We start from the raw sequence: 14,594 nt of genomic DNA, 5'->3' as shown, positions 1-14,594 counted from the left end.
CTCTTTGATTTAAAGTGTCAGAAGTTACAATGGTAAATATAAAAAGTAAAAAAATAATTAATAAAAAAATAGGATTGCATAGCGGATTATTCTTTCTCAACTGTTTGTATAAGTTGCGCAGTAACCAAACGTATCCAATTTGTGGGTTAATTGTATTAGCACCTTTAGTATTTAGCCTAAATGTTCAGGCTGAGGCTGCAAATCCACAGATGGTACAATTTGATATAAAAGCGCAGCGAGCAGATCAAGCATTGATAGAGTTTGCAAAACAAACAGAACAAACCGTGGTTTTTTCGTTTGACTTAGCAAAACAATACCAAGCTCAATCAGTGTATGGTTATTACACTCAGTTAGAAGCGCTTAGTACAATGCTGAAAAATACTGAACTCGATGCGGTTGTTGATCAAAATGGTTTACTGAGTATAAAACTCAAACAAATCAATAGGAATGATAACAACATGAGAAAGCTTTCAGGGGTCAGTGCTGCTGTAATACCACTTTTAATGGCAACCAATAGCCAAGTTGCTAATGCACAAGAACAAGCCGCTCAAGAAAATATTGAAAAAATCGCCATCGTTGGTAGCCGTGTAGCAGGGCGTTCGGTCGAAGACTTACCCGTACCTGTTGATATTTTAAGTGCTGAAGCGCTAGAAAATACCGGACAAACAGAAGTCGGCCGTATGTTACAAGCTATCGCACCGTCTTTTAACTTTTCAAGTTCATCGATCAGTGATGGTACTGATGCACTACGACCTGCCACTTTACGTGGCTTAGGGCCAGATCAAACATTAGTACTTATCAATGGTAAACGTCGTCACCAAGCCAGCATTATCCATATTAATACATCTGTAGGTCGTGGTACTGCAGGTACAGATATGAATGCGATCCCAGCTGCTGCAATTAAACGTATCGAAGTGCTACGTGATGGTGCGGCTGCACAATATGGTTCAGATGCGATTGCGGGTGTTATCAACATCGTATTAAAAGATGCTGATGAAGGCGGTAAAGCCGCGGTTAATTATGGCCAGTATTCTGAAGGTGATGGCGAAACCGTTACGATTGATTTTAATAAAGGCTTTGCCTTAGGCGATGATGGTTATTTAAATACCACTATCAACTACCGCGACCGTGCACCTACAAATCGTGCCGGTTTACATGGCTCTTGCCAGTTTTATGGTTGCACAGAGCTTGATGATGGCACGCTGTTAGCGGGCGATCCTCGTGAGCTGACTGCACCACGTGATACGTTTAGAATTGGTGATGCAGACTCGCAACAATTTGCTTTAACGGTGAATACCGGTTATGAACTTGCTGGTGGTGAGCTCTATGGCTTTATTACTTATTCAACCCGAGATAACGAATCAGCCGCGTTCTTCCGTCATAATGCCAATGCTGATGGCAACCCAGTTTTACAAGATGGTGATGCGGTGATCCCGATGGGCTTCTTGCCAATGATCAACACCACCATTGATGATATATCGTATAACTTTGGCTTTAAAAAAGAGTTTGATAATAGCTCTAGTCTTGACCTGTCATACACCTATGGTGAAAACAGCATCGATTATACCACTAGTGACACTATCAATGGTTCATACGCTAATTTATTACGTTATGATCAAGGTTTAAGTGCTGATGATATTCGTGCCACTATTCCTCGCCAAGCGTATGCGTATGGCATGGAGTTATCACTGCAAACAATCAATCTTGATTTTACACAAGACTATGATAATTTTTCACTGGCAATGGGTGCCGAGCTTCGCACCGATGAATATCGTATTTTAGAAGGCAGTGAATACGCTTACCGTGATTATGATACTAATAATGGTGTTAATATTTACGATGGTATGAGCGGTGGTATTGGCAGCGAAAATGCAGCAGGTGGTACTCAAGGTTTTGGTGGTTCATCGCCGGAATCTTCTGTGGATGAATCACGTGATGTGATTTCGTTTTACCTTGATGCTGAAACTTACATTATTGATGATGTAATTATCTCTGGCGCACTGCGTTACGATAACTACAAAGGCTTTGGTGATACGGTTAACTTTAAGTTAGCGGGTAACTGGTCGGTGACTGATGACGTTTCACTGCGCGGTGCGGTGAGTACTGGTTTTAGAGCACCATCAATGCAGCAATTGTATTTCAATAATATCAGTACCCAGTTTGTAGTTGGTCCTAATGGCGATCTAATTGCAGAAGAAGTTGGTACTTTTAGAAACGACAGCACACTTGCACAGAGTATTGGTATTCCAAAACTTAAAGAAGAAAAGTCACAAAACATGAGCTTAGGTATTGTGTATAACGTGACGGATAATATTAATGTTACCGTTGATTATTATTCAATTGATATTGACGACCGTATTGTGATCAGTAACCGTTTAGGTAAAGGGTTGTCATCAACGCTAGATGCTGCATTGGTTAGTTCTGGCGCAGGTGCAGGGCAGTTTTTCTTAAATGGTGCAGATACCGAAACGCAAGGTGTGGATTTTGTTGCGACATGGAACACGGAAGGCTTAGGTGGTACCCTAGATTTTACATTAGCGGCTAACTTTACTGAAACCGATGTGGTTGATTTATTTACTCCTGCGGGCAGTGGTTTGGAAACGATCCCTGTCGAAGATGTATTTTCTTCGCAAGAAACCTCAATCATCGAAGAATGGCAACCACAAGACAGAGTAAACTTAAGTGCATTATATCGCCTTGAAGATTGGACGGTAAACTTATCGCTCAATCGTTATGGCGAATACACGGTTGAAGATGGCGGTCGCCAGACTTACGGCGCTGAAATTCTTACCGATATAAAAGTAAATTATTTTGTCACAGACAACTTGTCACTAAATATTGGTGCAAACAATTTATTTGACGTTTACCCTGATAAAAATACCATAGGTAATTCTCGCTCAGGCACAATTGTTGATGCTTCTGGTAATACTATTATCAGTTCAACCGGTGTATTTGAGTACTCACGCCGTTCAGCACCATTTGGTTTTAACGGTGCTTACTACTATGTAGGTGCTGAATACCGATTCTAAAAATAACTTCTCCTACGTTATTTAGTTTTGAAGGGCCGTCTGGCCCTTTTTTTGCTTTTAGTGTGATGTGAGTGCAATGGGGTAGTTATCATACTCTTTGATATTATTCATTACTGTCATTAAAGTTTGATGCGTACTGTTTTCGTCAGCGGCTATTTGTACTGTGGCGATATTATACTTCGCAGCAAACATCGCAAGGTTAGTGGCAACTTGGTTTAAGTCAATTAATCGCCCCGCAAAATACACCGCATTGCTTTGGTCAATACTAAAATGAGCACTTTTAGTTTGTTTATCAATACTGGGTTTATCTACAGGCCGTTGCAGCTCTATTGCCACAGGTTTTACAAATGAAGTTGTAACAATAAAAAATATTAAAAGTATAAATACAATATCAAGCATCGGCGTCATATCAACGTCAGCGTTTTGTGGGTTTACATGTTGTTTATTTCTCATAATGGAACCTTGTTATTTTTGATAAAATGCTGCGGCGCCACAGCGGGATAGTAGGTACCTATTAATAAGCCTAGACGATTAAAATCATGCTGTGGTTAAATAAATATGCTATTTTTATTAATTATTTGCATTATTTTGTTATAAAAATCATTTAACTATAATTATGAGCATAAAAAAGCCCAGCGCGTGGCTGGGCTTTCATTTAAGCATTGTGGTTAATGCTTCTGCATACGGCTCATCTCCGTATGACAGCTTTGCATGGTCAGTAATACTTTAGCGAGGGCGGCTTCACAATCGTGCGGTTGTGGTTTTTTCATGGCAGCTTTAATTTCTTCAAGTGTTTTATCTTCCACTTCTTCAAGCTCTTTGACATAAATTTGGTCGTTGTTGGCACTAAATTTTGTGATCAGTGCGGTATATGCTCGGCGAGCTTCAACAGCAAAAGACGAACCATCTTCTCGTTCACCTTGCTGATTAATAGCGTAAGGCTGTAAGTTTTCAACGCTGACTTTACGTGCGTCTATCATACGCTGAAATAGCGCACCAATGGCTGGATCTTGTACTTTTTCCTGCGCCTTTTCATAAAAGTCGATGCCGCTGTTCATTACTTGGATAATGTCAGTGATATGATTTACTTCGTTTCCTTGCTGGGCATTCATAATATTGACCTCTTTAAGTTAAATGAATATTAAAGTTCAAGTAACTTAAAGCAATTGCCATTCCATTTTTAAATTATTTTAACATCATGATTATTAATACTTTTAAATTGATGTTTGCTTACTTGAAAATACCAGTAAGCAAATTTTACAGGGCTTTTGTAAGAGCGTTACTTTAATTCATCTGCAACTTCGGCTACTTTTTGGCGTAACCAAATATGACTGGCATCTCTGTGAAGTAATGGGCTCCAAATCATATCTAACTCAAATGGTGGTATAGGGAAGGGAGGCTCCAGAATTTGCAAACCGGGATCATCTAAATAAATATTAGCGGCTTTTGAAGGGAGTGTCGCAATCAGGTTCTTCTCTTTCGCTAGATGTATAGCAACGTGGTAATTACGGGTGAATGTGGCAATATTTCGGTGTTTACCAAAGTGGGCGAGCGCTTCATCAACCCAGCCAAGTTTTTGTACGTCTTTAGGATCCATACCAACCCCGACACCAAAACCTGTTTTACTTACCCAAATATGCCGAGCTTTTAAATAACTATCGAGGCTAAAATTTTCAATGATCGGGTTGTCAGCTTTTACTAAACAACAAAAGCTATCTTTCCAAATACGTTTGTGATGAAACGACTGCGGTAGGTTTTCGAAACGATTTATTGCCATATCAACTTTACCGTTTTCTACATCATGAAAAGTAACATCACTTGGAGTGAGAATATCGAGTGTGGTATCCGGCGCTTCATCGTGTAATTTACTCAGTAGCTTAGGTGCTAAGGTGCTGGCAGCATAGTCACTGGCCATAATCCTAAATACCCGTTTGCTTTGGCTGGCCTCAAATTCACGGTTTGGTGCAAGCGTTTCTTCTAATGTCATTAAGATGCCACGGATCACCGGCTGCAATTCAATAGCTCGTTCAGTGGGCACCATACCATCACTGGTGCGTACTAAGATCGGATCGTTAAACAGGTTACGTAAACGTTTTAAACCATTACTCATTGCCGGCTGTGTAATGCTAAGCTGGTTTGCGGCGCGAGTAACATTACATTCGCGTAATAATGTGTCGAGATAAACGAGTAAGTTTAAATCTATTTTACTGATATTCATTGTGTGTCCTTTCGTCTACCATTGATGGATAAAACGCTGCGCTGCTGGATAAGGGTAGATATGGCTAACGACCCCTGCTTTTATATTTCGTTGCGCTTGCTGCCAAAATGCGACGTCTAATAGTTCTGGATGTGTTTGGCTGAAAACTGCTTTGTATTGCGGGTTCGGCATTACAAAAGTGCATAACTGCTCTGGAAATACATCTTGTGGTGCCACAGAGTAACTTTGCTCATTGGTTAAGTAGTCATCATAACTTTTGGCTTTAGGCAGTGCTCTAAAGTTCATGTCTGTTAAATATTGCACTTCATCATAATCATAAAAAATAATGCGTTTGTGTTTACTGACACCAAAGTTTTTAAGCAACATATCGCCTGGGAAAATATTAACGGCGATCATTTCCTTGAGTGCTTGGCCATATTCTGCAATGGCAACAGCGGCATCTTCAGTATTAGCTTTTTCTAAATATAAATTCAGTGGCGTCATGCGTCGCTCAATATACATATGTTTGATGATCAGTAAGTCGCCTTCGATGATCATTGATGAACCAATAGTTTGTTTAAGCTGTGCAAGCAATGTAGCGTTAAAACGCGCAACAGGGAATACGACGTTAGAATACTCTATGGTATCTGCCATACGACCAACCCGATCATGGCTTTTAACTAATTGGTAGCGTTTGAGAACGGTATCGCGGCCAAATGGTTTACTTTCACCAAATTTGTCTTTAATTATTTTAAATACATAATCAAATGAAGGTAGGGTAAATACCATCATCACCATGCCCGGTGTGCCAGGGGCAATCACAAAATCATCACTGGAGCGTTGTAAATGGGTTAAAAACTCGCGATAGAACTCGGTTTTACCTTGTTTATGAAAGCCAATGGCATTGTAAAGCTCTGCTAAGGTTTTGTTGGGCATTAGTTGGTTTAAAAACCGAACTAATGCGGAAGGAGCGTGGGTTTCAACCATAAAATAAGCACGAGCAAAGCCAAAAATAACCCGCATTTGCGATGAGTTAGTCAGTAAAGCATCGAGATACAGACCTTGCTCTTGATGATGTAACACCGCAATAATAAATGGCTGCACACCACTTTGTGATACTACACGGCCGACAATATAGGCTGCTTTGTTGCGATAAAACGGCGTTTGTAATATGTCAAAGCGCATTTGCCACGCACGGTGATGGGTGTCGGGTGCTTGTTTATAAAACGCTTTTACTAAAAGTCGTATATCGCGATCTAAATTAACAAAATCGGCTTTAAAATCAAATTGATTAATTATTTTACGGATAGTGGGCTTTAAGCCGTCTACAACAGGAAAGTAGCTGCGGTATTCTGCTTCTACAGGAAGCGCAGGAGCATCTGCCAAGGTGGCTTTTACAAAAATAAAATCATTATTAAAATAACGTCGATGAAATAAGCGGCAAAACACAGAGTTATAAAATGTTTCGGCTAATTCTGCTTGTGGATGAAACGTTAAAAAATGCTGGTAGATTTGTTTTGTTTGCAGCCAGAGTGATTCATCCAATTGATTGGCTAATTGCTGATTTTGTAGTTGCTGGGTGGTTTCGTTAACCCGATCATCGTAATAAGTGATCCGCAAGCGACTAATGTCGTGCATTTTTGTCCAGTTTTTATTTGCAAATGCCAGAGGTGCTTGTGCGGTGATCTGCTGAAATAATTTATAATGCTTTTTAAAGCCATTTAAAATTAGCTCGGCAATGTTTTGTGGTTGCATGAACGGGTACTCCAAAATGACCTGTAGAGTATATGCTCTACACATGTTAAGAGTATGCTATATATTGGTAAAACCCAATAGTTTATTCATAACGTTTCAGTTTTTTTTCGAGTGCGGAGAGCTGTTTGGTGGTCGTTTTGGTGTTTTTGGCAAACGTTTTATTGATCACTTTTAGCTGCTTTTTTATCTCTTTACTCAGCTTTTTTTTATCATCATCACTCATTAAACGATTTAGCCTTTGCAGTTGCTCGTATTCAGCGCGATCACGGTCACGACTCAAAATGGCGAGTTTATATTTAACACTGCGTATCTCAGCGTTGAGATTACGAATAATTTGTTCACGCTCAAGGGAGTTAAGCGCTTTGACATGATTTACAGTAGCCGGAGTGACGTTGGGCGACACTGCTATTTTATGTTGCGTTGCCTGCCCGCCACAGGGGAATTGGCTAAATGTAGTGCCTCTGTCGGTTACGCACTTGTAATATTGATCTGCGGAAGCCGCCTGATCAGCAACAAATAGCAAACTAATAAAAATAACGAAAAGAGTACACAGTTTCATTACGCTAGCCTTCCCTAGTTAGGGCATAATCATATATGAAAACTATAACCTAACTTGGGTAAATTGCCAGTAGCAGTTATTCGGTAAAGGTTTTTAGCTTTTTAATGCTTTGTGCTAAAAACGGAATATCTAAACCTTGCTCTATTGAAAAGCCTTGTGCAGCAGAGATATTTTTATAATTACCATCAGAATCAATTAATGTAATACGGTCTTTCTTATAGGCAATAAATACGCCTTGCGAATAATTAACGCCCATATCGCCTTTTTTGTTATACAAATTAACGCCTAGCATGCTTTGCTTTGCGATATCAGCACAATTTAAATATTGGCCAACGCTTGTGGCAATTAAATCGCTTGGTTGGATCAAGCCTTCAGTACGGGTTACTTTTCTATCCGTGCTGTATAAAGATGAAGCACTCACAATACCGTGATCAACATCGGCTAAACTAAATGCAAATACTTGATTGACTCCCTCACGAAGCGCAGTGTTTTCATCGGCGTTAATGATACGAATTGCTGCATCACCCGCTGTTGTACTATTGATATAGTTAAAATCATCAAAGCCACTGACACTAATACTACGGCGATTACTTTGCCACACCGGCAATGTTTGCTCTGTCATTAAGGCTGGCTTGTAGTATGCAGGTAAACCGTAAATCAAGCTAAATAGCACATCTTGATGATGAACGGGTTGTAAAAGCTGCTCGGTTTTATTTAAATTTTTGTGATGTTTAGCAAAATTAGTTAACGCAGGCGCAGAGCTAAACACTAAAATATCGACTGTCGCAGCAGTAAATTCTTCACAGCGAGCAATTGGTGTTGGAGCCGTGTAATCTACATTTTGTGTATTAACCTTTACGTTATGTGCTTGCTCGTAGCTTTCAATATCAAGTAAATCATTTTTTGCCAATAAACTTTTTGCTGTCGTTGGGTAGGACAAGGGTAAGACATTATCTTGCTTAGTAATATCAAACTTCAAATTTGCATCAGCCCAAATATGAATACTGTGACTCATCGCAAAACAGACTAATAACAATGAGCTGGCGTAACGAGCAAATTTATATTGTTTTAAGCGGGCTAAATGGTGCCATGTATAGTTACTTGCTAATAATTGAAATGCAAAAATAAGCATCACAATTCCGCCAGCGAGCAGGGTTGTCAGCGCTGGAGAGCTGGTTAAACGATGCCATAATAAGGTAATAATTTCAGGTAATGCAGAGCTACTTAAATGGTAGCCTAAATTAAAATACACATAGGCATCAAGCGTCAGTAGTGATGCACCACAGGTGGCAAGTATTGCTGCCATACCGCGGATATGACGTGGGTAAGGAAATATTAAACTTAGCGGAAATACCGTCAGCACAAAGGCAATAAAGGTAATAAAACTAGTGTGACTAAGCCATGTCACTAGCATATAAAGCATACCCATAAAGCTGGTGGGAGGAGAGTCAGCAAATAAGTAACTTAAACTTATAAGCAACACTAAGCCGATATTGGCAAAAGTAAACAAATGCCCCCAACTTAATAATTGACTCGCTTTAGACGAAAACTGATTGTGCTGCGATAAATTCATAAAGTCTATTTAACCGATTGCGCAAGTGCTTTGGCAAAATTGTCTGCAACCGCTTGTCTTTTCCCTGTTGGTACATGCTCTTTTAAGATATGCGTGATAGAATTTCCTAAACACATAAGACTTAAATCAACCGGCGCATTGTGCTTAGTTAACACATCAATGAGCTGATCGACGATTTGTTCTACTTCATCATTAGAATATTTTGATAAGATTGGCATCAGTTGGTTCAATAAAAGAGTTATATTCTCACATTTTAACACCAGAGGCGTGAAAAACAAAGATGGCAATAGATGTTAAAAAGTTAGTCGTTCATTATGTAGACAAAAAAGACGACGATACGCAAATTCATTTGCGCAATGACGAAATGGCAGTGAATGATAAAGTCGCTGTATTCATCGAGCAACTTCATCACGCATACAACGGCAAACCAGGTAAAGGGTACTGTGCTTTTAGTGGTGATAAAAACTCTGTAGTTGCATCAGCCATGCAAAGTTACCGCAATAGCGAGCTTGGCTTTTGGCACATGACAGAGCAAGCTTCAGCTGTACTTAAAGAGGAACTTGATAAGTACGCGTTTAACGAAACTGGCTATTTAGTATTTTGTCATTATCAATACGTAGCAACCGATTATATGCTGATTGCAATGATCAACATCAAAGAGCATTACTCTATTACCTCTGAGCTTGATTTAGCCTCGTCACGCCATTTAGATATTTCCCGCATGCAACTAGCTGCACGCATCGATTTAACTGCGTGGGACACCCAAGCAGAAGACAATCGTTATATCTCATTTATTAAAGGCCGAGCAGGGCGCAAAGTCGCCGACTTTTTCTTAGACTTTTTAGGTTGCGAAGAAGGCATCGATCCAAAACAGCAAAGCCAAGTAATGCTCAATGCAGTTGAAGATTATTTATCAGAGCAACAATTTGATAAATCTGAAAAAGACGATCTGCGTAAACAAGTATTTGATTACTGTAATGACTGCGTTACTACTGGTGAAGATGCTAACGTCAGCGAGTTATCAGCAACGCTCACCAAAGGTGACGACAACCCATTTGAAAGCTTTTGCAAAGAGCAAAGCTATGATTTAGAAGAGTCATTCCCGGTCGATAAAAAAACCGTTACCAGTATGGTTAAATTCTCTGGCCTTGGCGGCGGCGTGAGCATCAGTTTTGAGCGCAAACACTTAGGCGAACGGGTAATGTACAACGAGGCCACTGATACGTTAGTTATTAAAGGCATACCGCCGAACCTTAAAGACCAATTGCAACGGTTTATGGAAAGTGAAGACTAGCGCTTTAAGCCATAAGCCATAAGCGGTAAGTTTTAAGCAGATTTGAATTAGTTGAAAGCGTGGTGTTTACACCGCGCTTTCTTGTTTTTGCTGTGTGCCGAAGCATAGTTACAGTCGATACTAAATTAATTAAGCTGTCTGAAAAAACCACCGCGAATAAGATTATTACTCTAGCTTTTATACAATAAATAATTCGACCAAAATAGTAACTTGGCTATGGTTCATTAATAAAAGTGAATTTAAAACGAGTTTATCTACAGGTTTAGTCTTTAAGGAGAAAAAAGTGAAATTTGGATTGATGCTTTGCTATTTTTTTGTCACAGCAAGTGTGTTTGCCAAGCCTAATTTTATTAAGGTTAATGGCTATGATGTTGAGTACGAAATCGCGGGGAGTGGCAAGCATACTGTATTTTTAGAGGCTGGTGGCTCTGCGGGGGTATTTGATTGGGAGCCGGTTTTTGAAAAGCTTGCAAAGGAAGCCCGCTTCATTCGTTATTCAAGAATTGGTAACGGCGGTTCTACGCAATTGAGAAAAAACTACAGCTTGGAAGAGTATGCAAACGAAGCTCTCATGCTATTTGAAGGGTTACACGTTGAAAAACCAATCGTCTATATTGCTCATTCATATGGTGCTTATATCGCAAGACGATTCGCTGCAACTTACCTTGAGTGGGTTTCAGCCCTCATGCTGATTGAGCCTGCTTCGGAGCATGATGTTGATATCATGCGCCAAATTGATCTTGCCAAAGCTGAGCAAGAAATAGCACAAGTGAAACTGGATGATATGGCTAATGGTATATCCAACCAGTATCTGGATTTTTGGTCGAAAAGACCATTGCCAGATTATCCACAGATCCCAGATATTTCAGTAACCGTCATTGCATCCGTGAAAAAGTATAAAAATCCGCCATTACTCTTTTTTACCGATGAAAGCCGAAAATGTTGGGCGAATTGCATTCCGCTTGGGCTGAGTCTTTTCCACAAGGCAAAGCTGTATTAACAGATAAGAGCTATCATTACCCTCAAAATGATGAACCAGATAGGGTGGTGCAATAAGTAATCGAACTGTTAGGCAGAATTAAAGACTAACTTTGATCCATGAGTAAACATTAATTTAAAACAATGAATTATGAGTATTGAGTTACTTCAGACAATGTAATGGTCATAGTTATATTTGGCGCAAAGCTTTGAAAAATTAACGCCTATAAATTCGTTTTACCTAAAACAGGCCAGGTGTATTCGGTTAGTTTTGATAAAAATGAAGGGATAATTGAGGTTCAGGGGTTTCGAATTGAAATGGCAGAAGTGTCTTGCCATAGTTTGGTAGAGTTTGGGAATAATAGGCTCTATTTATTGTAAATTCACTTAATGAGCGCATATTACCTGACTGATTTGCCATGGGTTCTGATCAGATAAAAATAGGGTATTAAAATGGAAGTTTTAGAATTTCGTCAACGACTACAAACTATACTGGTAAACGAACTAAAAATGTGGAGACATCGGCTGTGCAATCAAACAATGTTAGTTTTCGATTTTGGATGTTTTGCAGGCTATTTTGAATTGAGCTTTTTAACGAACGATGAACCAGAGATGGAAATGTTTTCACGAGACGTAGACTTTATGGCACAGTGGAGACTATACGATTTCACATCTACGTACCTCTCCAAGTGGCCTCAAGCTACTGAACTGGCAATTGAAATGCAACAAAGTTATGAGTCTGCAAGCGAGCCATCTGCTAAAGCAGACGAATTCTTTCTGCATGTGCTGCTGTAGTTAAATCTAGAGAAGTCAAAGAAGTGTTGGCAACATACTCGCTAGCGAACGATTTTGAAATGCGCGTGTTAAATTCAGATGATACTTCAAATAAGAACTATTGTAACTTTAATACCTAAGAAGGCCCTGTATAATCCTTCTAAGGTTGTTATACCAAAGAGTAGGATGCTATGAGGATCACTGAGCACGCTAGAGTGCTAAAAATTGCTGAGCTCAATTTGACGAGTGGCTTAATGAAGCTCACTCTAGGCGATTTTGTGCACGAAGACCTTGAGTTTAGGTGCAATAAACCAAAGTATTATCTTGAACCAGACGGGTTTTCATCACCTGGTTTAGACGTAATTCCGCTGTGGGAATCAGACGACATGATAACAGGTTTTTATTTTGAGGGAGCGACGCCTGTTTTCATCGTATATTATATCGATAGCCCAAGTGCAGTTAGAGAAATTGGCCGCAGTGTCGACGAGCTGATTAATTATCTTGTAGACGAATATGCCGAGAATGAAGAACAAGTGCGAAATGTGTTATCAAACTAAAGATTACATAAAATCGACTTTTGTGCTGTTTTGTTGTTTAAAGCTACCGCGTTTGATAGGCATTTATAAGTCAGGAAAATACAATGCAAATTGAAGAAGTCATAGCACTATTAAAAGAAAAGAATGAACCGGTCCCAAAGCCTTTATTATTACCAACGGAAGACGAAGTGTCTTGTGCTGAAAAAGACTTATCTTTTAAATTCCCAGCTCAATATCGCAAGTTCATGCTTGAAGCTAGTTGCGTTACTTTCGGTGTAAGAGAGCCTGGTTTAGTACTACCAGATTTACAACCGTATTGTTGCCTAAGAAGAATGACAAAAGATGGTCGTCAATCTGGAGTTCCTAAGGATTTTATTGTTTTCTGCGAAGAGAATGGAAATTATTTCACCATAAATGAAAAAGGTAATATTGGATACTACGATCATGATGATCTTACACACAATCTACACAATGGTGATTTCAAAGATTGGGTGATAGAAAATTGGTTAGAGTTAGAGTAAGTGCCTGCTGCCGTTTTAGCGTTTCATATTTTTTGCTCATGATTTTTGTGCACAAAAGCACTTGGCCAAAATCAAAGTTCAAGTATTTGAATGCTAACGTTGGGTGTTGAATTTAAATATGAAATTATACTGCTTCCTGGCCTTGACGGGACTGGCCGCCTGTTTGCTAAATTGACAAAAAACTTGCCTGAAAATATAAATACTGAAGTGATCTCATATGAATCACTTGAAGGCGTAACTTATGCTAAACAAGCGGCAGAAATAGCAAAGCGTTTTAAAGATACTGATATTTATATTGTCGCGGAGTCTTATTCTGGGCCGGTGGCTTATGAGCTTTATAAGCTACTTGGCAGTCGTGTGAAAGGCATCGTATTTTTGGCCAGCTTTATCTCAGCGCCTTCTTTGTTATCTAAGTTGGCAGGCTTTTTACCCGTTAGCTTACTGTCAGCAAATTATTTAAGTAAAAAGCTACTTTATCTGTTTGGTTTTAGTTTAACGGGTGGCCAAACGTTGGTTTATCCCGTATTTGCTTCGCTGCAAACAGCGAATAAACGTAAACTCAAATTAAGATTAGGCAACATAGCTGGCCTTTCAAAACAACAGTGCGAGTTAGATTGCCCAGTGACTTATATTCGCCCTAGTAGAGATTTACTGGTAAGCGCGAGTGCGGTGAAGTACTTAGCGTCAATGTGTTCCAGCTTCAGCCAAGTTGAGATTGAAGGCGGACATTTTATAGCGCAATCAAACCCTGTAGCATGTGCTAAGGTTATTTGTGATACATTCAACGTAGCATCGGCGTTGATAAAATTGAACTTAAAGGAAAATTATAATGGACAGTACATCTCATAAAACAAAAGGCCATTGTCGTTGTGGACAGGTAAAGTTTGAAGTTAGCGCAAAGCCAATGATCACTATGGCTTGTCATTGCACTGGCTGTCAGAAAATGACGTCTAGCGCATTTAGCTTAAGCTCATTATTCCAACGAGCTGCCTTTTCTATTACATCTGGAGCGCCTGTTATTGGCGGGCTGCATGACAGTAGTACGCAGCACTTTTTTTGTGGACATTGTATGAGCTGGTTATTTACCCACCTAGAAGGTTTGGATGATTTTGTAAATGTTCGCTCAACAATGCTAGATGACTCTCGCACCTACAAACCATTCATTGAAACTTACACTGATGAAAAACTTGAGTGGGCGAGTACGGGGGCAAAGCACAGTTTTTGTAAGTTTCCACCGCAGGAAAAGTTTCCTGAATTGCTTCATGAGTATGCGCAAAAACAAGGATAAATACAGCGTTATCTTTCATGCGCTTTTTATAAATAACAAGTGCAATGTGCTGTTTGTTTTCCATCACTATTTATCTAATATCTTTGCTTA

At 39.5% G+C, this 14,594-nt stretch carries 14 protein-coding genes and 1 pseudogene; 8 read left to right on the top strand and 7 right to left on the bottom strand.

The annotated features are described in order from the left end of the window. The first annotated feature begins 29 nt into the window (after positions 1–29). Positions 30–3,029, top strand: coding sequence for a TonB-dependent receptor plug domain-containing protein (locus FW757_RS12415; RefSeq protein ID WP_404936438.1), 3,000 nt, complete (start codon positions 30–32; stop codon positions 3,027–3,029). Between the two features lie 57 nt (positions 3,030–3,086). On the opposite strand, the gene FW757_RS12410 is transcribed toward FW757_RS12415, so the two are convergent. From FW757_RS12410 to FW757_RS12380, 7 genes are all read right to left on the bottom strand, one after another. Continuing rightward, the gene (locus FW757_RS12410; RefSeq protein WP_145233557.1) at positions 3,087–3,482 is read right to left on the bottom strand and encodes an ExbD/TolR family protein; all 396 of its coding nucleotides are present in this window, start codon (positions 3,480–3,482) and stop codon (positions 3,087–3,089) included. Between the two features lie 215 nt (positions 3,483–3,697). After that, positions 3,698–4,141, bottom strand: a complete 444-nt coding sequence (locus tag FW757_RS12405; protein ID WP_145233559.1) for a ferritin-like domain-containing protein — start codon at positions 4,139–4,141, stop codon at positions 3,698–3,700. 167 nt (positions 4,142–4,308) lie between these two features. Then, positions 4,309–5,247: a LysR family transcriptional regulator gene (locus FW757_RS12400; protein WP_145233562.1), complete on the bottom strand. Its 939-nt coding sequence runs from the start codon at positions 5,245–5,247 to the stop codon at positions 4,309–4,311. Between the two features lie 15 nt (positions 5,248–5,262). Further along, complete coding sequence (gene aceK / locus FW757_RS12395) at positions 5,263–6,981, bottom strand: bifunctional isocitrate dehydrogenase kinase/phosphatase (protein WP_446441269.1); 1,719 nt, start codon at positions 6,979–6,981, stop codon at positions 5,263–5,265. 82 nt (positions 6,982–7,063) lie between these two features. Then, positions 7,064–7,540 (bottom strand): DUF4124 domain-containing protein, encoded by a 477-nt coding sequence (locus tag FW757_RS12390; protein ID WP_182740233.1) that lies wholly within the window; start codon positions 7,538–7,540, stop codon positions 7,064–7,066. 76 nt (positions 7,541–7,616) lie between these two features. Beyond that, positions 7,617–9,113 (bottom strand): DUF3413 domain-containing protein, encoded by a 1,497-nt coding sequence (locus tag FW757_RS12385; protein WP_446441268.1) that lies wholly within the window; start codon positions 9,111–9,113, stop codon positions 7,617–7,619. 5 nt (positions 9,114–9,118) lie between these two features. Next, positions 9,119–9,331: a DUF1414 domain-containing protein gene (locus tag FW757_RS12380; protein WP_016707302.1), complete on the bottom strand. Its 213-nt coding sequence runs from the start codon at positions 9,329–9,331 to the stop codon at positions 9,119–9,121. Between the two features lie 62 nt (positions 9,332–9,393). Here FW757_RS12380 and yejK point away from each other — a divergent pair, with 62 nt between their 5' ends. The 7 genes and pseudogenes from yejK to FW757_RS12345 all read left to right on the top strand — a co-directional run bounded on the left by yejK (position 9,394) and on the right by FW757_RS12345 (position 14,504). Then, positions 9,394–10,407: a nucleoid-associated protein YejK gene (gene yejK, locus FW757_RS12375; RefSeq protein ID WP_149982371.1), complete on the top strand. Its 1,014-nt coding sequence runs from the start codon at positions 9,394–9,396 to the stop codon at positions 10,405–10,407. Between the two features lie 298 nt (positions 10,408–10,705). Continuing rightward, positions 10,706–11,463, top strand: a pseudogene (locus FW757_RS12370) (alpha/beta fold hydrolase). A 375-nt stretch (positions 11,464–11,838) separates the two neighbouring features. Continuing rightward, the gene (locus FW757_RS12365) at positions 11,839–12,180 is read left to right on the top strand and encodes a hypothetical protein (RefSeq protein ID WP_446441267.1); all 342 of its coding nucleotides are present in this window, start codon (positions 11,839–11,841) and stop codon (positions 12,178–12,180) included. Positions 12,181–12,413: 233 nt separating this feature from the next. Beyond that, on the top strand, positions 12,414–12,716 hold the full coding sequence (locus FW757_RS12360) for a hypothetical protein (RefSeq protein WP_182785077.1): 303 nt from the start codon (positions 12,414–12,416) through the stop codon (positions 12,714–12,716). A gap of 83 nt (positions 12,717–12,799) precedes the next feature. Next, positions 12,800–13,216, top strand: a complete 417-nt coding sequence (locus tag FW757_RS12355; protein ID WP_182760807.1) for an SMI1/KNR4 family protein — start codon at positions 12,800–12,802, stop codon at positions 13,214–13,216. Between the two features lie 90 nt (positions 13,217–13,306). Then, positions 13,307–14,065: an alpha/beta fold hydrolase gene (locus FW757_RS12350; protein WP_446441266.1), complete on the top strand. Its 759-nt coding sequence runs from the start codon at positions 13,307–13,309 to the stop codon at positions 14,063–14,065. Further along, a complete protein-coding gene (locus tag FW757_RS12345; RefSeq protein ID WP_145233578.1) occupies positions 14,046–14,504 on the top strand; it encodes a GFA family protein in 459 nt (152 codons plus the stop codon). Before FW757_RS12350 ends, FW757_RS12345 begins: the two co-directional genes overlap by 20 nt. Positions 14,505–14,594 lie beyond the last annotated feature (90 nt).

Source organism: Pseudoalteromonas sp. 1181_04 (assembly GCF_052850545.1).
This window is presented reverse-complemented; position numbering and strand designations above follow the sequence as displayed.